Source organism: Nonomuraea sp. NPDC050394 (genome assembly GCF_044459065.1).
Taxonomy (GTDB): Bacteria; Actinomycetota; Actinomycetes; order Streptosporangiales; family Streptosporangiaceae; genus Nonomuraea.
Genome location: NZ_JBITIO010000004.1, coordinates 431,221 through 450,396, shown reverse-complemented (window position 1 = coordinate 450,396; position 19,176 = coordinate 431,221). Strand labels below are relative to the sequence as shown.

Here is a 19,176-nt window from a genome sequence, read left to right as displayed (position 1 = left end):
CATGGACACTTAACCCTTGATGGCGCCGCTGGTCAGACCGCGCATGAACTGCCGCTGGAACGCCAGGAACGCGATGATCGACGGAAGCAGCGCCAGCAGCGAGGCGGCCAGCAGCACGCCGATCCCGACCTCCTCGTCGGAACGCAGCGAGCGCAGCGCGATGGGCAGGGTCCATTGGTCGGAGTCCGTGGCCACGATCAGCGGCAGCACGTACTGGTCCCAGATCATGGTGAAGCCGAACACCCCGATCACGCCGATCGCGGGCCGGCACAGCGGCAGGATGATCGTGAAGAACGTTCGCATCTCGCCCGCGCCGTCGATCCTGGCCGCCTCCTCCAGCTCGACCGGGACCTCCTTCATGAACTCGGTCATGACCAGGATGGAGAAGCCCCAGGCGCCGATGGGCAGGATCATGCCGGCGTAGGTGCCGATGAGCCGGGTCCCGATGAGCGGCAGTTCGCCGAGCACCGCCGACAGCGGCAGGATGATGACCTCTTCCGGGATCATCATCGTGACCAGCATGAGCAGCAGCACGACCGTCATCCCGCGGAACTTCTTGCGGGCCAGCGCGTACGCGGCGAAAACGCTCACGATCATCTGCAGCAGCAGCCCGAACCCGACGACCACGAACGAGTTCAGCAAATAGAGGAAGACCTTGCGGTTGCCCGCCTGGATGAAGTTGTCCAGGGAGAAGCTGTCGGGCAGCGAGAAACGGGTCGGGTCGGGCACCGCGCCGAAGGCGTTGATCAGCAGGCCGACGAGTGGCCCGAGGAAGACGATGACGATGGCGGCGTACAGGATGGTCTTGAGCGTGACCGCGAGCGGGCCGCGCTTGCTCTCCAGCCCGAGCGTGCTGTCGAACCTCATCGCGCCTGCCTCCTGCGCAGCACCTGGACGATCACGGTCAGCAGCAGCGTCGCCAGGAACAGCACGACGGAGGCGGCCGAGGCGAGCCCGAAGCGGTTGTTCTGCAGGCCTTCCTTGTAGATCAGCGTCATGAGCACCTCGGAGGAGCCGTTCGGCCCGCCGTTCGTCAGCACGTACACCTCGACGAACACGCGCAGCCCGCGGATGGCCGCCAGCGTGAACAGGATCCAGAAGACCGGCCGCAGCGCGGGCAGCGTCACCCGCCAGAACCGCTGCCACACGGTCGCGCCGTCCACGGCCGCCGCCTCATAGAGCGTGCGGTCCACGCCGACCAGCCCCGCGACGAAGATCATCATGTCGTACGGCGCGCCGCGCCAGATCATCATCACCATGATCGACCAGAGCGAGCTGTCCTCGCTGGACAGGAACGACAGCGGTCCGATGCCCACCCAGCCGGCCACGGTGTTGAGCAGGCCGTCGGGGCCCGGGTGGTACATGATCCGCCAGACCTCGGCGACCGCCGCGATCGTGGTCACGACCGGCAGGAACGCCGCGGTCCTGACGAACCACAGATAGCGGGCGGGACCCTCGACCAGCAGGGCCAGCACCAGCCCGAGCACGATCGAGCCGGCCGTGGTCAGGAGGGCCAGCACCGCGCTGTGCCACATGGCCGAGGTGAACGCGCTGTCGGTGAGGGCGTTCTCGTAGTTCTCCAGCCCGACCCAGCGGTTGCCGAGGAAGGGCCGGACCTCGAAGAAGCTGTCCTTCATCATCACGAAGATCGGGATGAACTTGAAGTACAGGAACAGCACCAGAGCCGGAGCGAGGAACAGCCACGGGACCAGCGCGCCGCGCCGCCGGATCCGCTTGTGGCGGCGGCGCGGCTCGGTCCCCGTGCGCGGGGGCGACAACGTGGTGGTCATGACGCTTTCTGGGTCGTCAGTTCCGTGGTGAACGTGGTGTTGAGCTCGTCCAGCGTCGCCTTGACGTCCTTGCCGCAGTCGGCCCACGCGGCGTTGATGGCGTCGGCGGCCTTCTGGCGGAACGGCGTCCAGTCGGGCACCGGCGGCGTGTAGACGGCGCTCGGGTAGGCGTCGGCGAAGACCTTCCAGCGCGGGTCCTTGCGCTCGGCGGCGAGGTCCACCTCCTGGTTGACGGGCAGGCGGACGATCGGGCCCTCGTTGTCGCCGTTCATGCCGATCTTCTGGCCGGCGGCGGAGATGGCGTACTCGGCGAACTTCTGCTGCTCGGGCTCCATCTTGGAGCCGGCCATCAGGTAGACGTTCTCGCCCTCGCCGAGCGTGCCGGGCCCGCCGGACGGACCCTTGGGCACCTGGACGACCTCGATCTTGTCATCGCCCACGCTCTTGACGAAGCGGGCGAGGACGTAGGGCCCGACCAGGTAGATGCCGCCCTGGCCCTTCTCGAACACCGTGTGGGTGACGGTGGTGTCGTTGCTGACGGCGCCGGGGTTGACGGTCTTGGCGGTGCAGAACTGGTCCTGCATCCACTTGACCGCCTCGACCGTCTTGGGGTCGCTGACGCTGGAGCTGAACTTGCCGCCGCCGGCCTTGATGAAGTCCCCGCCGTTGGCGTAGACGAGCGAGGAGACGTACCACGAGGCGTAGCCCCGCTTGGTGCCGGCCGGTGCGACGAAGCCGTAGGTGTTGGCCGTGCCGTCGCCGTCGGGGTCCTTCTCGGTGAACGCCTTGGCCATCGCGGCCAGGTCTTCCCAGGTCTTGGGCGGTTCCAGCTTGAGCTTCTCGCGCCAGTCCTTGCGGATGATCAGTGCGAACGACTGCGCGGAGAACGGCGCCGCGTAGTGCTTGCCGTCGCCCGCCGCGGCCGCCTTCCACGCCAGTTCGGTGACCTTGTCCTGGCCGGCCAGCTTGGCCTTGTCGACCTCGCGCAGCCAGCCCTGGTGCTGCATGTTGCCCAGCCGGGCGGTGTCGTTGATGACCACGTCCGGCAGGTCCTTGGCCTGGGCCTGCTGCTGGAGCTTCGTCTCGAAGTCGTCGAACAGGGAGACGAGCTTGGTCTTGACGCCGCTGGCCTTCTCGAACTCCGCCACGAACTTCTGGGCGGTCTTGTGCGACGGGGAGTTGGGCACCTGGCGGATCCAGATCTCGAGGGCGTCCGTGCCGCCGCCGGAGCCTGATGGCGATCCACAACCCACCACTGTTACGGCCAGAGCCATGGCAACGCCGGCCCCGATCAGGTTGCGAGACATCAGACCGCCTCCTGTTCACGTATGTGGACGTGTTCTCCAAATGTGGAGCTGGTTCATGTGAACGTAACGACGCACCTGTGTCACGGTCAATATTCAAGGATGTGAATTTCGATCAGACTTGTGTACAACAGTCCTCATGCGCATCCTCGTCACGGGGGCCGCCGGGAAGGTCGGCACCCTCCTCCGGCCCCGCCTCGCCCGCCCGTCCAGGACCGTCCGCCTGTCCGACCTGCACCCGCTGCCGCCCGGCGAGCTGGGTCCCGGCGAGGAGTTCGCGCAGGCCGACCTCAACGACGAGCCCGCGCTGACCGCGGCGATGAAGGGCGTGGACGCCGTCCTGCACCTGGGCGGCCAGAGCCGCGAACATCCGTGGGCCGACATCGTCCAGGCCAACATCAACGGCACCCACGCCCTGCTGGAGGCGGCCAGGAAGGAAGGCGTGGAGCATGTGGTCCTGGTCGGCAGCCACCACGCGGCCGGTTTCCACACCCGCCCCGTCACCGGCGAGGACCTGCCCGACTACGCCTTCCCCCGCCCCGACACCTTCTACGGCGTCAGCAAGGTCGTCATGGAGGCCCTGGGCAGCCTCTACCACGACCGCTTCGGCATGAACGTCACCGTGATCAGGCTCGGCACCTGCAACGACGCCTCCGGCGACACCCGCGGCCTGGCCACCTGGATCTCGCCCGGCGACCTGACCCGCCTGGTCGAGGCCGCGCTGACCGCGCCCGGCTACCACGTGGTGTGGGGCGTCTCCGACAACGCCCGCCGCTGGTGGTCGCTGGAGGAGGCCCAGGCCATCGGCTACGTCTCCCACGACGACTCCGAGACCTACGCCGGCCCGATCCTCGCCGCCCAGGGCGAGCCCGACCTCACCGAGCCGCTCCACGACCGCGCGGGCGGCATGTTCAGCATCAAGCCCCTGGGCGAAGCCTGGTGAGCTCAGCGCCAGATCAGGCCGAGCCCCGGGTTCCCGGCCGTGCTCAGCTCCCCGTCCACGATCTTCACCGGGTACGGCTCCGCCAGCACCCCCAGCGCCGCGAACGAGGCGTCCTCCACCTCCTCCACCATGCACGGCAGCGGCAACGCCATGGCCACCTGCCCTGACACCTCCGGCAGCAGATGCGGAAAGGCCGGGACGTCGAAGGTCCTGGCCAGCTCCGCGATCCGCAGCAGCGGCGTCAGCCCGCCCACCCGCACCACGTTCGGCTGCACGATGTCGCAGGCCCCGGCCACCAGCAGGTCGCGGAAGTCGTAGACGGTGTACGCGCTCTCGCCCACCGCGATCGGCACCGGCACCGACTCCCGCAGCCGGGCCTGCGCCCCGATGTCGTCGGCCGGCAGCGGCTCCTCCACCCAGTACAGCCCGAACTCGGCCAGCGCAGCGATCGCCCGCCGCGCGGACGGCAGGTCCCAGCGCTGGTTGGCGTCGACCATGAGCAGGACGTCCGGCCCGACGACCTCCCGCACCGCCGCCACCCGGCGCACGTCCTCGGCCAGCGAGGGCCGCCCCACCTTGACCTTGACCCCCGGGTACCCGGCCGCCTTCCACCGCCCGGCCTGCGCGACGAGCTCGTCCAGGCTGTAGTGGATGTTGACGCCGCTGCCGTAGACGGGCACCGACGCGCGCCGCCGGCCCAGCGCGTCGGCCAGGCTCGTTCCGGCGCAGCGCAGGTCCCACAGCGCGAGGTCCACCCCGGCCATCGCGATCGTGGTCAGCCCGCCGCCGCCGGCCTCGCGAAGGTGCCGCCACAGCAGGTCCCACAGCACGCCGGGGTCGGGCTCGCGGCCGACGACGAAGGCACGCACCTCGTTCTCCAGCAGCGCCTGTACGGCTCGCGCCCCGATCTGCGGCGTCCACGAGAAACCGGTGCCGGTGCGGCCGTCGGCCAGCCGTACCTCGACCTTGAGCAGGTGATTGGAGGGCACGTCGGCGCCCCACGGACGGCGCAGCGGGACGGTGCGCGGCGAGACCACGACGTCGGCGATCACGAGCGCAGCTCCGTCCGCCAGCTGCGCGCGGCCCGCCACCCGAGCATCCGCTCGGCCTTGTCGCAGGAGAAGACCGTCTCGCCCACCGTGCCGGCCAGCCCGGCCGTGCTCGGCACCACCTTGGGCAGCACCTCCGACAAGGGCTCGCGGGTGAGCGCGTCGGCGGCGCCGGCGAAGAACACCTCCCCGTTGGGGATGTCCGGCAGCCGCTCCAGCAGGGTGATCACGAAGTCGGCCGCGTCGCGCGCGTCGATGTAGTTGAACAGGGAGACCCCGGCCAGCTCGGGCCGGTCGAGGCGCTCGGCCATGGTGTGTCCCTGCTGCGTGGGCGCGCCCTCCCACTCCTCGGGCGCCACGACGTAGCAGGGGCGGAAGACGGCCAGCCGGGTCTGCGCGGTGCGCGCGAAACTCCTGACGACCTCCTCGGCCACCTGCTTGGACACGCCGTAGGCGTTCCACGGGGCCAGCGGGTGCACCTCGTCGATCGGCAGGTACGACGGGGTCCAGCCGGGCGTGCCGTACCCGATGACCGTGGGGCTGCTGGCGACGGCGACGCGCTCGACGCCGGAGCGGACGGCGCTCTGGCAGACGTTGAACGCGAGCTGGCTGTTGACCTTGAAGGTGACCGCGTCACTCCTGCTGAACGGCACCGCGATCGCCGCCAGGTGCACCACCGCGCCGGGCCGGAAGCGGGTCATGACCTCGTACGCCTCGCCCAGGTCCGTCAGGTCGGCGGGCAGCGTGGCCGCGGCCTGCGCGGGCGTGCCCGGCGCCCGGTCGATGCCGATCACCTCGTGCCCGGCCGCGGCCAGGGCGCTCACCACGCTACGGCCGAGCCTGCCCGCGCTCCCGGTCACGAGCGTACGCGTCATCATCTCTCCTAAAGCAAACGGTTGCATTGACCTTGACGGCCGCAATCGCAACCGTCAAGGTTTGTGGGCAACCGTTTGCAGGGGGGAACGCCATGGCGGTGACGATCAGAGACGTGGCCCGCGCCACCGGAGTGCACGTCTCGACGGTCTCCCGCAGCTTCTCCGCCCCGCACCTGGTCAACCCGGCCACCCGCGACCGCGTCCTGGCCGCCGCCGACCAGCTCGGCTACCGGCCCAACCGGGCCGCGCGCGCCCTCACCACCGGCCGCACCATGAACCTCGGCCTGATCGTCGCCGACATCGCCAACCCGTTCTTCCCGCCGCTGATCAAGGCCGCCCAGAGCCACGCCAGGAGCCACGACTACCACGTGTTCGTCGCCGACACCGACGAGGACCCCAGGGCCGAGGAAGAGCTGCTCCGCACCCTCGCCAAGCAGGTCGACGGCGTCATCCTGTGCAGCCCGCGCCTGGCCAACGACCAGATCGTCCGGCTGGCGCGGGACGTGCCGTTCGTCGTCGTCAACCGCCAGGTCGAGGGCCTGCCCTGGGTCCTCATGGACGTCGCGCGGGGCGCCGCGCTCGCCCTGGAGCACCTGCGCGGCCTCGGCCACCGCCGCCTGGCCTACGTCAGGGGGCCGGCCGGCTCGTGGACCAGCGAGGAGATGCGCCTCGCCGCCGGGGACGTACTGGTCATCGGGCCCAACCAGCCCACCGAGCAGGGCGGCATCGCCGCCGCCCGCGCCGTCGCCGGCTCCGGCGCCACCGGCGTGCTCGCCTACAACGACCTGGTCGCGCTCGGCCTCATCGAGGGCCTGGCCGACCTCGGCGTACGCGTGCCGGCTGACGTGAGCGTGGTCGGCGTCGACGACATCCTGCCGGGCCGGCTCAACCGTCCCAAGCTCACCACCGTGGCCATGCCCACGGAGGCCGCCGGGCGCGCCGCCGTCGACCTGCTCCTGGGCGCGGAGAGCGGGCCCGTCACGCTGCCGACCGCGCTCATCGTCCGCGAATCCACCGGAGAGGCCCCCAGATGATCGAGCTGGCGTCCGGCGCGCTGCGCGCCCGCGTGCTGCCCTACGGCGCCGTCCTGCAGTCGCTCGAGATCGGCGGCGTCAACGTCGTGCTCGGCCTGGACGACCCCGCCGACTACCTCACCCGCAGCCGCTACTTCGGCGCCGTCGTCGGCCGCTACGCCAACCGCATCGCCGGCGGCCGCTTCGTCCTCGACGGCGTCGAGCACACCCTGCCCGTCAACAACGGCGCCAACAGCCTGCACGGCGGCACGAAGGGCTTCGACAAGCACGACTGGACCGTCGCGCGATCCTCCCCGAAGTCCGTGACCCTCACCCTCACCAGCCCCGACGGCGACCAGGGCTACCCCGGCGAGCTCACCGCCACCGTCACCTACACCCTCGACGGCGACGCGCTGCGCCTCGACTACACCGCGGTCGCCGACGCCCCCACCGTCGTCAACCTCACCAACCACACCTACTTCAACCTCGCCGGCGGCGGCGACGTCCGCGGCCACCTCCTGCGCATCGAAGCGGGCCGCTACCTGCCCGTCGACGGCGGCAAGATCCCCACGGGCGAGCTCGCGTCCGTGCGGGACACCCCGTTCGACTTCACCACCCCGACGGTCATCGGGCAGAGGTACGGCGCCGCCTACGACCACTGCTTCGTCCTCGACGGCGGCATCCGGGTCGTCGAACCCGTCTCCGGGCTGGCCATGGAGGTCGCCACCACCGAGCCGGGCGTGCAGTTCTACGCCGGCGGCATGCTCGACCCGGCGGCCACGCCGTACGGGCCGTTCTCCGGGTTCTGCCTGGAGACGCAGCACTTCCCCGACTCGCCCAACCAGCCGAGTTTCCCCTCGACCGTGCTACGGCCGGGCGAGCGCATGGAGTCGAGCACCACCTACCGCTTCACGGCCTGACCGCCTTCAGCACCAGCATCGCCAGGTCGTCGCGGGACGGCTCGGCGGCGAAGGTGTCGACGGCGTGCCGTATCCGCTCGGCGACCGCGTGCGCGCTCAGCCCCCCGCACGTGGCCAGCAGCCTCGCCAGCCCGTCGTCGTCGTCCAGCAGCCGCTTGCCCTCGCGCCGCTCGGTCACCCCGTCGGTCACGCACAGCAGGACGTCGCCGGGAGCCAGCTCGAAGCTCTCGTCGAAGAACTCGGCCGAGCCCTCGATGCCCAGCAGCAACTGGGGCGCGGCGACCGTCTCCACCACGCCGTTCGCCCGCAGCACCAGCGGCGGCGGATGCCCGGCAGAGGCGATCGCGCAGCGCGCCCCGCCCTGCGGCAGCGGCGTCAGCTCCCCGCACAGCAGGCTCAGGAACCGGCCCTCCTCCGCCTCGTCGATCAACGTCGCGTTGAGCCGGTCGAGGATCGCCGCGATCGGATAGCGCTCCTTGGCCAGCAGGCGTACGGCGTGGCGGGCCAGACCGGTCACCGCGGCCGCCTCCGGCCCGCTGCCGCAGACGTCGCCCAGCGCGAAACACCACCGCTCGCCGACCGCGAACAGGTCGTAGAAGTCGCCGCCCACGTCCGCGCCCTCCTCGGCCGGCTCGTAGACCACCGCCGACTCCAGGCCGGGCATCGAGGAGGTGGTCACCGGCAGGAGGCTGCGCTGCAGGACCCGCGAGGTGGTCTCCTGGCGGGCGTAGAGCATGGCGGTGTGCAGGTTGAGCGCCACCAGCCGGCACAGGTCGGACAGCAGGTCGGCCAGCTCGTGGGAGAGCATCGGCTCGGCCCGGCCGAGCACCAGCGCCCCGAGCGACCTGTCGCCGGTCAGCAACGGGAACGACAACACCGTCGCCGCCCCGGGCGGCCAGTCGGTCTCGCCCAGCTCCGGCTGCGGCCTGTCCGGCAGCACGCGGCGCAGCTCGGCGTTGTGCCGCTCCTCGCAGTGCCAGACATGGGCCAGGCGGGTCGTGCCCGACAGATCGGTCAGATACACCGCCGCCCACTGGGCGAGCTTGGGCACCACGAGCTGGGCCGCGAGCGCCGCGATCAGCTCCTCGTCATGCACACCGGCCAGCAGTTCGCCCGCCTCGGCCAGGAACGACAGCCGGCCCCGGTGCGCGCGGTCGCGTTCGGCCAGCCGTTCCCGCTCCACGTGCAGGGCGACCTGGTCGGCGACGTGCTGGAGCCCGGCGGCCAGCGCGCTGTCGAAGCGGCCCGGCTCGGCCGAGGTCACCACGAGATAGCCGTGGACCTCGCCGGCCGTACGCAGGGGCGCGCACGCCAGCGACCTGGCGTGCAACCGCCGCGCCAGCTCCACGTCCGTGCTCAGCAGATCGTCCACCATGCTCGGGCTCGCGCCCGATCGCGAGAACACCCCCGCGCCCAGCACGCTCACCAGCCCCGTGGTCGCGCCCGCGCCGCCCGCCACGGCGAAGCCGTCGTCGTGCTCGCTCCTGACCAGCACGTACGCGGCGTCCGCCCCGGACGAGGCCTGGATCACCTGGGCCGTGGCCCGCAGGCGCTCCGTCAGCGGACGGGTGCGCCCGAGCACCTCCATGATCTGCTCTCCCGCCTCGCGCCTGAGCGGCGTGGGCGGCGGCGCCAGGACGTAGCGGTGGTCCTCGGCCACCACCATCCACACCACCCGGCGATCACCCGCCCGCCCGCCGGTACGCAGATGGGAGACGTACACGGGAACCAGGCGGCCGTCGCCGTGGCGCATCCACGACGGCCCGCGCCAGCGGCCCAGGCCGAGCGTGTCGTCCAGTGTCAGCGCGTAGCGGCCGTGGCCGCGCCAGGCGACCAGCTCGGCCAGCGTCATCCCGACCGCCTCGCTCGCCGGCCGGCCGAGCAGCGCCTCGGCCTCCGGGTTCCACAGCAGCACCCGGCCGTGGGCGTCGGCCACGATCACCGCCACGTGCAGCGACTCCACGGGCGCCGCGGCGGTCGCGGGGGCGGCGGCCGGTGGCCCGCCCGTCTCCGGCGTAGCGTCGTCCTCCATGAGGTCGAGGCGCACCCACACGCGCTTGGCCGAGCGGGAGTAGGTGACCCCCCACGCGTCGGCCAGCATCCCGGCCAGCGCCAGGCCACGGCCGGAGGTGGCCATGGTCCCGGGGGACAGGACCGTGCGCGAGGGGTGGTGGTCGTCCACCTCGATCTCCAGGCGCGGCGGGGTGGCGGCCTCGTCGAGGCGGCAGGTCAGCTCGATCGCCGTGCCCGCGTGGACGACGGCGTTGGTGACGAGTTCGCTGGTCAGCAGCACCGCGTCCGCTTCGATGTGACTGAGGTGCCATTCGGCGAGAACGTCCCGTACGAAGCGGCGCGCCGCGGCCGGGGCATGGGGCGTCCCGTCGAAGGCCGTGCTCGTAACCCGGGCGGCGTCCACGCGTCTTCCTAGAACATCACTCGATGTGGCAGTTCGGTCACACTCAGAGTGGCAGACTGAGGCCGCTGATACTTCCAGTTGTGAAGAAGGCGGCCATGGTCACATCGCTTGCTCCTGGAGCGCTCCAATCCGCCGATCTGCGCCCGTTACTCGTCGCCCTGCACGGCCTGCGCGACGGCAACTTCCGCAGCAGGCTGCCGGTGCCCGACGATCCGGTCCTGGCGGAGCTCGCGGTCGCCTTCAACCAGGTGGTCGAGCGCAACGAGCACATGTCCAGAGAGCTGAACAGAGTCCGCACCGAGGTCGCCAGGCAGGGCCACCTCGACGAGCGGATCAGCCCCAGTCAGGGGGCCGGATCCTGGGCGGGTAACGTCACCGCGGTCAACTCGCTCATCGACGCCCTGGTGATCCCGGCGGCCAAGGCCACCCGGGTGCTCAACGCCGTCGCGGACGGCGACCTGTCGCAGCGCGTCGACCTGCAGGAGGACAGCCGGCCCTTGCGCGGCGGGCTGCGGCTGATGGGCAAGGCCGTCAACCGCATGGTCGACCAGCTCGCGCTGTTCTCCGGCGAGGTGACGAGGGTGGCCCGCGAGGTCGGCACCGAGGGCCGCCTGGGCGGCCGGGCCAAGGTGCAGGGCATGCAGGGCAGCTGGCGCGACGTGACCGAGGCGGTCAACGCCATGGCCGGACGGCTGACCGCGCAGGTGCGCGACATCGCGGTGGTCACCACCGCCGTGGCCAGGGGCGACCTGACCCGGCAGGTGACGGTCGAGGCCACCGGCGAGCTGCTGGAGCTCAAGCTCACCGTGAACACCATGGTCGATCAGCTGTCCGCCTTCGCCGACGAGGTGACGAGGGTGGCCCGCGAGGTCGGCACCGAGGGCCGCCTGGGCGGTCAGGCGCAGGTGCGCGGGATGAGCGGGGTGTGGAAGGACCTCACGGACAACGTCAACTTCATGGCGTCGAACCTGACGACGCAGGTGCGTTCGATCGCACAGGTGACGACGGCCGTGGCCAACGGCGACCTGTCCAAGAAGATCACCGTCGATGCGCGTGGTGAGATCCTGCAGCTCAAGGACACCATCAACACGATGGTCGATCAGCTCTCGGCGTTCGCCGACGAGGTGACGAGGGTGGCCCGCGAGGTCGGCACGGAGGGCCAGCTCGGCGGCCGGGCCGAGGTGAAGGGCGTCTCGGGCACCTGGAAGGACCTCACCGACAACGTCAACTTCATGGCGTCCAACCTGACGACGCAGGTGCGTTCCATCGCGCAGGTGACGACCGCGGTCGCGCAGGGCGACCTGTCGCGGAAGATCACCGTCGATGCGCGTGGCGAGATCCTGCAGCTCAAGGACACCATCAACACGATGGTCGATCAGCTCTCGGCGTTCGCCAGCGAGGTGACGCGGGTGGCCCGCGAGGTCGGCACCGAGGGTCAGCTCGGCGGCCGGGCCGACGTGCGCGGGGTCTCCGGCACCTGGAAGGACCTCACCGACAACGTCAACTTCATGGCCGACAACCTCACCTCCCAGGTGCGCTCGATCGCCCAGATCACCACGGCGGTGGCCAACGGAGACCTGTCCAAGAAGATCACCGTGGACGCGCGCGGTGAGATCCTGCAGATGAAGGACACCATCAACACGATGGTGGACCAGCTCTCGGCGTTCGCCGACGAGGTGACGCGGGTGGCCCGCGAGGTCGGCACGGAGGGTCAGCTCGGGGGCCGGGCGGTGGTGAAGGGCGTCTCGGGCGTGTGGAAGGACCTCACCGACAACGTCAACTTCATGGCCTCCAACCTGACCACGCAGGTACGCGACATCGCCACCGTGGCCACCGCCGTGGCCCAGGGCGACCTGTCGCGGAAGATCACCGTTGACGTGAAGGGCGAGATCCTCCAGCTCAAGGACACCGTCAACACGATGGTCGACCAGTTGTCCGCGTTCGCCGCGGAGGTCACGCGGGTGGCCCGCGAGGTCGGCACGGAAGGCCGGCTGGGCGGTCAGGCGCAGGTCCGGGGCGTGTCCGGCGTGTGGAAGGACCTCACGGACAACGTCAACTTCATGGCCGACAACCTGACCACCCAGGTGCGCTCCATCGCCCAGGTGGCCACCGCCGTGGCCCAGGGCGACCTGTCCAGGAAGATCACCGTGGAGGTGAAGGGCGAGATCCTGGAGCTGACCAACACCATCAACACCATGGTCGACCAGCTCTCCTCCTTCGCCGACGAGGTGACGAGGGTGGCCCGCGAGGTCGGCACGGAGGGCCAGCTCGGCGGCCGGGCGGTGGTGAAGGGCGTCTCTGGCGTGTGGAAGGACCTCACCGACAACGTCAACTTCATGGCCGACAACCTCACCTCCCAGGTACGCAACATCGCCCAGGTCACCACCGGCATCGCCGAGGGCGACCTGTCCAAGAAGATCACCGTTGATGCCCGGGGCGAGATCCTGCAGCTCAAGGACACCATCAACACGATGGTCGATCAGCTGTCCGCGTTCGCCGACGAGGTGACGAGGGTGGCCCGCGAGGTGGGCACCGAGGGCCGCCTGGGTGGTCAGGCGCAGGTCCGGGGCGTGTCGGGCGTCTGGAAGGACCTCACGGACAACGTCAACTTCATGGCGTCCAACCTCACCTCCCAGGTACGCAGCATCGCCGTCGTCACCACGGCCATCGCCAACGGAGACCTGTCCAAGAAGATCACCGTCGACGCCCGCGGTGAGATCCTCCAGCTCAAGGACACCATCAACACCACCGTCGACCAGCTCTCCGCCTTCGCCGACGAGGTGACCCGCGTGGCCCGCGAGGTCGGCACCGAAGGCAGCCTGGGCGGTCAGGCCCAGGTCCGGGGCGTGTCCGGCGTCTGGAAGGATCTGACCGACAACGTCAACTTCATGGCCTCCAACCTCACCTCCCAGGTACGCAACATCGCCCAGGTGGCCACCGCCGTCGCCAACGGAGACCTGTCCAAGAAGATCGACGTGGACGCCCGGGGCGAGATCCTGGAGCTCAAGACCACGATCAACACCATGGTCGACACGCTCTCGTCCTTCTCCGCCGAGGTCACCCGCGTGGCCCGCGAGGTCGGCTCAGAAGGCCGCCTCGGCGGCCAGGCCGAGGTCGAAGGCGTCTACGGCACCTGGGAACGCCTCACCAAGAACGTCAACGAGCTCGCCGGCAACCTCACCACCCAGGTGCGCGCGATCGCCGAGGTCGCCAGCGCCGTCGCCCAGGGCGACCTCAGCCGCAGCATCAGCCTCGAAGCCAAGGGCGAGGTCGCCGAGCTCAAGAACAACGTCAACCTCATGGTCGCCAACCTGCGCGAGACCACCCGGGCCAAGGACTGGCTGGAGTCCAACCTCGCCCGCATCGCCGGGCTCATGCAGGGCCACCGCGACCTCGTCGAGGTCGCCGACCTCATCCTGCGCGAGCTCACCCCGCTGGTCAGCGCGCAGTTCGGCGCGTTCTACCTCGCCGATCTCGACGCGCGCGACGGCGCGCTCGCCTTCATCGCCGGGTACGGCGCCGCCCACGACCGGGACGTGCTGCCCGACCCCGGCACCGAGGGCCCCGGCCTGATCCGGCAGGCGGCGCTGGAGAAGAAGCGCATCCTGCTCGAAGACGTGCCCGCCGACTACATCAAGGTCCACACCGGGCTCGGCGAGGCCGCGCCCGCCAGCGTGGTCGTGCTGCCGATCCTGTTCGAGGACAAGGTGCTCGGCGTCGTCGAACTGGCCTCCTTCAGCCGCTTCAGCGAGGTCCACCTGGCCTTCTTCGACCAGTTCGTGGTCACGATCGGCGTGGCCATCAACACGATCATCGCCAACGCCAGGACCGAGTCGCTGCTGTCGGAGTCACAGCGGCTGGCCCAGCAGTTGCAGGGCCGTTCCGACGAACTCCAGCGCCAGCAGGCCGAGCTGCGCCGCTCCAACGCCGCGCTGGAGGAGAAGGCGCACCTGCTGGCCACCTCCTCGCGCTACAAGTCGGAGTTCCTGGCCAACATGTCGCACGAGCTGCGTACGCCGCTCAACAGCCTGCTCATCCTGGCCAGGCTGCTGGCCGACAACCCCGAGAACAACCTGTCCGCGCAGGAGGTCGAGTTCGCCTCCACGATCCACAACGCCGGCAGCGACCTGCTCCAGCTCATCAACGACATCCTCGACCTGTCCAAGATCGAGGCCGGCCGGATGGACGTGCGGCCGGAGAACCTGCCGCTCAGCAAGGTCCTCGACTACGTCGACGCCACCTTCCGCCCGCTCACGGTCGACCGGGGTCTCACCTTCGAGATCGAGGTGCACCCCGGCGTACCGCGGGAGATGTTCAACGACGAGCGGCGGCTGCAGCAGATCCTGCGCAACCTGCTGTCGAACGCGGTCAAGTTCACCAGCAGCGGCGAGGTACGCCTGGCCGTCTCCAACGTCGGCGCCTTCGCCTCCGGGGGCGACGACGGCCACACCCGGCCGGGCGACGTGATCGCCTTCGCCGTCTCCGACACCGGCATCGGCATCGCCGCCGACAAGCTGCCCGCCATCTTCGGCGCCTTCCAGCAGGCCGACGGCACCACCAGCCGCAAGTACGGCGGCACCGGCCTCGGACTGTCCATCAGCAGCGAGATCGCCCGGCTGCTCGGCGGCCAGATCCACGCCGTCAGCGAACCCGGGCGCGGCAGCACGTTCACCCTGTTCGTGCCCGCCGTCTGCCCCGCGACCAGCGTCACCGTCGAGTCGGGCGGCGCCGAGCCGGCGGCTCTGGAGCCCGCGTGGCTGCCCACCGAGCCGCTGCGCAAGGCCGTCGACACCCGCGCCGCCCCGCCCCAGGCCGAATGGCCGGTCGTCGACAGCGGCGACGAGCTGTGGCAGTCGGCCGCCCAGCTCAGCGCGCTCGTCGACGGCCCCGTCGGCGCCGCCTTCGCCGGCAAGCGGGTACTCATCGTCGACGACGACATCCGCAACGTCTACGCCCTCACCCACGTCCTCGGCCGTCTCGGCATGGAGGTCATCTACGCCGAGAACGGCCGCGAGGGCATCGAGGCGCTCGAACGCGAGGAGAAGATCGCCCTGGTGCTCATGGACGTGATGATGCCCGAGATGGATGGCTACGAGACGCTCGGCGTCGTACGGCAGATGCCCCGCTTCACCGACCTGCCGATCATCGCGCTGACGGCCAAGGCGATGCCCGGCGACCGGGAGAAGACCATCGCCTGCGGCGCGTCCGACTACGTCCCCAAGCCCGTCGACCTCGATCACCTGCTGGAGGTGATGCGCGGCTGGCTCGACGGCGAGCGCGTCGCCGAAGCGGAGGAGAGTACAGAATGATCCGCCAGGTCAAGATCCTCCTTGTCGACGACAAGGACGAGAGCCTGGTCGCGCTGGAGGCGGTGCTGCGGCCGTTGCAGCAGCAGTTGTTCAAGGCCAGGTCGGGGCAGGAGGCCATGAAGCTCATGCTGCGCCACGACTTCGCCGTGGTGCTGCTGGACGTGCTGATGCCCGGCATGGACGGCTTCGAGACCGCCGCCCACATCAAACGCCTCGACCAGACCCGCGACGTGCCCATCATCTTCCTCACCGGAACCGACACCGGCTCGGGCGCCGCCTTCCGCGGCTACGCCGTCGGGGCCGTGGACTACATCACCAAACCCTTCGACCCGTGGGTGCTCCGAAGCAAGGTGGCGGTGTTCATCGAACTGTCCCGCAAGAGCCACATGCTGCGCGAACAGGCGGCCCTGCTGCGCGACCTGCTCCGCAGCGACCCCGATCTGACCCGCAACGCCCAGGCGCTGACCACGTTCGCCGACCGCCTGAAGTCCGTGGAGGACCAGCTGACCACCTTGACGGCGGCGGTCCCGGACGACGACGGCCTCAGGGACGCCATCAAGGACCTGGCCGACCGGGTCAACGCCATGCAGTCCGCCTTCGACACCCTCCACCCCACCCCCTAACCCAGAAGGCCCGCCAGACCCCTCCGCAACGGCCTGCTCGCCCTCCCGGGCCCGGCCTCCCACCTTGCCCTCGGTGCCGCGTGCGCTCGCGTCGCGCTGCCCGCGCGCCACGCGGGGTCGCCGCACAAGGACCCTCGCAGCAGGGGTCGCCCAGGCCGGCGTGGGGCCGTGAGAGCGGTGAAGGTCGTTGTCCGGAGATGGCTGATCCGGAGGAGGGGCTCCGTGGCCGGGACCGGATGGGAGAGGCGAGAGCCAGCAGCCGGGACTGGGCAGAGCTGGTGGGGTGGGGTTGGGGTGGTGGGGGTGCTGTATCCGGGTGGGGGCGGTGGGGGAAAGGGGATTTTTCGGGCGCAACGGCGAGCCTCTGTGCCGTGGCGGGGGTTGGGGACGTACCTTTGGCATCATGGCCACCCGTACGCCGAAAAGCGCACCGAAGGGGCCGGCGAAGCGGTCGAACTCGTCGCGGGCGACCCCTGCCAAGCGGACGTCCTCGTCGGCGGGACGCCCCAAGGCGAAGGGGACGGGCTCGGCCCGCAAGTCGTCCGTGACCCACCAGGACCCCATCAGCTGGATCTTCACGATGATCGGCAAGCTGATCGTCGGGCTGTGGATGCTGCTGGCCAACGGTATCGGCAGCGCCGCCCGTGCGCTCGGCTCCAGTGCCCGTGAGCTTGACCCCGCCCATCGGCGTGACGGCGTCGGGCTGGCGGTGCTGGCGGGCGCGATCGTGCTGGCCGCCATGACGTGGCGCGACGCCAGGGGCGCGGTCTCCGACGTGGTCAACGTGGTGGTCCAGGGCGTGTTCGGGTCGCTGGCCTGGGCGTTGCCGCTGCTGCTCGGGTTGCTGGCCTGGCGGTTCCTGCGCCACCCCGACCAGAACGCCGACACCGGCCGCATGGTGATCGGCTGGAGCGCGCTGCTCATCGGCGTGCTGGGCGTCATCCACGTCGCGAACGGCGTGCCGTACCCCTCGGGGACCAAGACCGACGGCATGGACAAGGTGTCGGAGGCCGGCGGCATCATCGGGTTCATCGTCTCGGCGCCGCCGCACAGCATCCTGCCGCCGTTCATCACGATCCCGCTGCTGCTGATCCTGTCGGGCTTCGGGGTGCTGGTGATCACGGCCACGCCGGTCCACCGCATTCCGGAACGGCTGGCCGAGCTCAAGCACCTTCTGTTCGAACGGCACGGCCCCGCGCAACCCGGCGACCAGGGCAAGAAGCGGACCAGGGCCAAGAAGCCGGGTGAGCCGGAGGTCGGCGACCTGGTCAAGCCGTATGACACGCCGGTCCTGGCGGAGAAGGACAAGGACAAGCGCGGCGACCATTCACCGGAGATCGTGCCGGGGCTCACGGACGAGGAGGAGTCGCCGGCCGGTCCGGAGGCCCGCAAGCAGGAGCTGCCAGAGCCGAGCCCGGCTCCGCGCAAGGTGGAGCAACTTGTCCTGTCGCCGCAGGCCGGGCCGTACCAGCTGCCGGATCTTCAGAGCCTCAAGCCTGGCTCGGCGCCGAAGCCGCAGACCAAGGCGAACACCGTCGTGGTCAACGCGCTGACCAGCGTGCTGGAGCAGTTCACGATCGACGCGCAGGTGATGGGCTTCACGCGCGGGCCGACGGTGACGCGGTACGAGATCGAGCTCGGGCCCGCCGTGAAGGTGGAAAAAGTCACCGCCCTCACCAAAAACATTGCTTATGCCGTTAAATCGGCGGATGTCAGGATCTTGTCGCCGATCCCCGGTAAGTCGGCGATCGGGGTCGAGATTCCCAACGCGGACAAGGATCTTGTCGCGCTCGGTGACGTCCTGCGGGCACAGGTGGCGCAGGCCGACCACCACCCGATGATCGTGGGCCTGGGCAAGGACGTCGAGGGGCGCACGATCGTCGCCAACCTCGCCAAGATGCCGCACCTGCTGATCGCGGGCGCGACCGGCGCCGGCAAGTCCGTCTGCGTGAACGGGCTGATCACGAGCATCCTTATGCGCGCCACCCCGGACGAGGTCCGCATGGTGCTCGTGGACCCCAAGCGGGTGGAACTCAGCGTCTACGAGGGCATCCCCCACCTGATCACCCCGATCATCACCAACCCGAAGAAGGCCGCCGAGGCCCTCGACTGGGTCGTGGGCGAGATGGACCGCCGCTACGACGACCTGGCGGCCAGCGGCTTCCGGCACGTGGACGAGTTCAACAAGGCCGTGCGGGCGGGCCAGCTCAAGCCACCGCCGGGCAGCGAGCGCGTCTACCAGCCCTACCCGTACCTGCTGGTGATCGTGGACGAGCTGGCCGACCTGATGATGGTCGCCCCGCGCGACGTCGAGGACTCCATCGTCCGCATCACCCAGCTCGCCCGCGCGGCCGGCATCCACCTGGTGATCGCCACCCAGCGGCCCTCCGTGGACGTCGTGACCGGCCTGATCAAGGCCAACGTGCCCTCCAGGCTGGCCTTTGCCGTCTCCAGCCTCACCGACTCGCGGGTCATCCTCGACCAGCCCGGCGCCGACAAGCTCGTCGGCCAGGGCGACGCGTTGTTCCTGCCGATGGGCGCGAGCAAGCCCATCCGCATCCAGAACGCGTTCGTCTCCGAGAAGGAGATCGCGGCGATCGTCGAGCACTGCAAGGGGCAGATGCAGGCGGAGTACCGCGACGACGTGGCCGCGGTGACGGTCAAGAAGGAGATCGACGAGGACATCGGCGACGACCTCGACCTGCTGCTGCAGGCGGCCGAGCTGATCGTCACCACGCAGTTCGGCTCGACCTCGATGCTCCAGCGCAAGCTGCGTGTCGGGTTCGCCAAGGCCGGGCGTCTCATGGACCTGCTCGAAAGCCGGAACGTGGTCGGCCCGAGCGAGGGTTCCAAGGCCCGCGAGGTCATGGTGAAGCCCGACGAACTCGCGGGTTTGCTGGCCGACCTGCGCGGCGAGTGACCCCAATGCTTCCC

12 protein-coding genes are annotated in these 19,176 nt (G+C 70.1%); 6 read left to right on the top strand and 6 right to left on the bottom strand.

Going from position 1 to position 19,176, the window contains the following annotated elements:
* Nucleotides 1–9: 9 nt before the first annotated feature.
* Genes ACIBKY_RS19570 through ACIBKY_RS19560 form a run of 3 tightly spaced genes read right to left on the bottom strand, consistent with a single transcriptional unit; the run spans nt 10 to nt 3,097 of the window.
* Complete coding sequence (locus ACIBKY_RS19570) at nt 10–867, bottom strand: carbohydrate ABC transporter permease (RefSeq protein ID WP_184966839.1); 858 nt, start codon at nt 865–867, stop codon at nt 10–12.
* Nucleotides 864–1,790: a carbohydrate ABC transporter permease gene (locus ACIBKY_RS19565; RefSeq protein ID WP_397098053.1), complete on the bottom strand. Its 927-nt coding sequence runs from the start codon at nt 1,788–1,790 to the stop codon at nt 864–866. Before ACIBKY_RS19565 ends, ACIBKY_RS19570 begins: the two co-directional genes overlap by 4 nt.
* Entirely contained in the window at nt 1,787–3,097 is a 1,311-nt protein-coding gene (locus ACIBKY_RS19560) for an ABC transporter substrate-binding protein (RefSeq protein ID WP_397098052.1), read from the bottom strand. Before ACIBKY_RS19560 ends, ACIBKY_RS19565 begins: the two co-directional genes overlap by 4 nt.
* Before the next feature lie 136 nt (nt 3,098–3,233).
* Between ACIBKY_RS19560 and ACIBKY_RS19555 the strand changes: the two genes are divergently transcribed.
* Entirely contained in the window at nt 3,234–4,037 is an 804-nt protein-coding gene (locus ACIBKY_RS19555; protein ID WP_397098051.1) for an NAD-dependent epimerase/dehydratase family protein, read from the top strand.
* 2 nt (nt 4,038–4,039) lie between these two features.
* On the opposite strand, the gene ACIBKY_RS19550 is transcribed toward ACIBKY_RS19555, so the two are convergent.
* Nucleotides 4,040–5,086, bottom strand: coding sequence for a mandelate racemase/muconate lactonizing enzyme family protein (locus ACIBKY_RS19550; protein WP_397098420.1), 1,047 nt, complete (start codon nt 5,084–5,086; stop codon nt 4,040–4,042).
* A complete protein-coding gene (locus ACIBKY_RS19545; protein WP_397098050.1) occupies nt 5,086–5,964 on the bottom strand; it encodes an NAD-dependent epimerase/dehydratase family protein in 879 nt (292 codons plus the stop codon). Before ACIBKY_RS19545 ends, ACIBKY_RS19550 begins: the two co-directional genes overlap by 1 nt.
* Nucleotides 5,965–6,053: 89 nt before the next feature.
* Here ACIBKY_RS19545 and ACIBKY_RS19540 point away from each other — a divergent pair, with 89 nt between their 5' ends.
* Together ACIBKY_RS19540 and ACIBKY_RS19535 are read left to right on the top strand one after the other, a co-directional pair.
* A complete protein-coding gene (locus tag ACIBKY_RS19540; protein ID WP_397098049.1) occupies nt 6,054–6,995 on the top strand; it encodes a LacI family DNA-binding transcriptional regulator in 942 nt (313 codons plus the stop codon).
* Nucleotides 6,992–7,894 (top strand): aldose epimerase family protein, encoded by a 903-nt coding sequence (locus ACIBKY_RS19535; protein ID WP_397098048.1) that lies wholly within the window; start codon nt 6,992–6,994, stop codon nt 7,892–7,894. Before ACIBKY_RS19540 ends, ACIBKY_RS19535 begins: the two co-directional genes overlap by 4 nt.
* Here the strand turns inward: ACIBKY_RS19535 and ACIBKY_RS19530 are convergent.
* The gene (locus tag ACIBKY_RS19530) at nt 7,884–10,310 is read right to left on the bottom strand and encodes a SpoIIE family protein phosphatase (RefSeq protein ID WP_397098047.1); all 2,427 of its coding nucleotides are present in this window, start codon (nt 10,308–10,310) and stop codon (nt 7,884–7,886) included. The genes ACIBKY_RS19535 and ACIBKY_RS19530 overlap by 11 nt on opposite strands.
* 95 nt (nt 10,311–10,405) lie before the next feature.
* Here ACIBKY_RS19530 and ACIBKY_RS19525 point away from each other — a divergent pair, with 95 nt between their 5' ends.
* The 3 genes from ACIBKY_RS19525 (at nt 10,406) to ACIBKY_RS19515 (ending at nt 19,162) form a co-directional block, all read left to right on the top strand.
* Nucleotides 10,406–15,619, top strand: coding sequence for a HAMP domain-containing protein (locus tag ACIBKY_RS19525; protein ID WP_397098046.1), 5,214 nt, complete (start codon nt 10,406–10,408; stop codon nt 15,617–15,619).
* A complete protein-coding gene (locus tag ACIBKY_RS19520) occupies nt 15,616–16,242 on the top strand; it encodes a two-component system response regulator (RefSeq protein ID WP_379634049.1) in 627 nt (208 codons plus the stop codon). Before ACIBKY_RS19525 ends, ACIBKY_RS19520 begins: the two co-directional genes overlap by 4 nt.
* Before the next feature lie 403 nt (nt 16,243–16,645).
* Entirely contained in the window at nt 16,646–19,162 is a 2,517-nt protein-coding gene (locus tag ACIBKY_RS19515; RefSeq protein ID WP_397098045.1) for a DNA translocase FtsK, read from the top strand.
* The last annotated feature ends 14 nt before the right edge of the window (nt 19,163–19,176 follow it).

Bases quoted from the DNA above. Each gene is read 5' to 3' on its own strand.
- ACIBKY_RS19570 (WP_184966839.1), bottom strand. From the start codon at position 867: ATGAGGTTCGACAGCACGCTCGGGCTGGAGAGCAAGCGCGGCCCGCTC.
- ACIBKY_RS19565 (WP_397098053.1), bottom strand. From the start codon at position 1,790: ATGACCACCACGTTGTCGCCCCCGCGCACGGGGACCGAGCCGCGCCGC.
- ACIBKY_RS19560 (WP_397098052.1), bottom strand. From the start codon at position 3,097: ATGTCTCGCAACCTGATCGGGGCCGGCGTTGCCATGGCTCTGGCCGTA.
- ACIBKY_RS19555 (WP_397098051.1), top strand. From the start codon at position 3,234: ATGCGCATCCTCGTCACGGGGGCCGCCGGGAAGGTCGGCACCCTCCTC.
- ACIBKY_RS19545 (WP_397098050.1), bottom strand. From the start codon at position 5,964: ATGATGACGCGTACGCTCGTGACCGGGAGCGCGGGCAGGCTCGGCCGT.
- ACIBKY_RS19540 (WP_397098049.1), top strand. From the start codon at position 6,054: ATGGCGGTGACGATCAGAGACGTGGCCCGCGCCACCGGAGTGCACGTC.
- ACIBKY_RS19535 (WP_397098048.1), top strand. From the start codon at position 6,992: ATGATCGAGCTGGCGTCCGGCGCGCTGCGCGCCCGCGTGCTGCCCTAC.
- ACIBKY_RS19525 (WP_397098046.1), top strand. From the start codon at position 10,406: ATGGTCACATCGCTTGCTCCTGGAGCGCTCCAATCCGCCGATCTGCGC.
- ACIBKY_RS19520 (WP_379634049.1), top strand. From the start codon at position 15,616: ATGATCCGCCAGGTCAAGATCCTCCTTGTCGACGACAAGGACGAGAGC.
- ACIBKY_RS19515 (WP_397098045.1), top strand. From the start codon at position 16,646: ATGGCCACCCGTACGCCGAAAAGCGCACCGAAGGGGCCGGCGAAGCGG.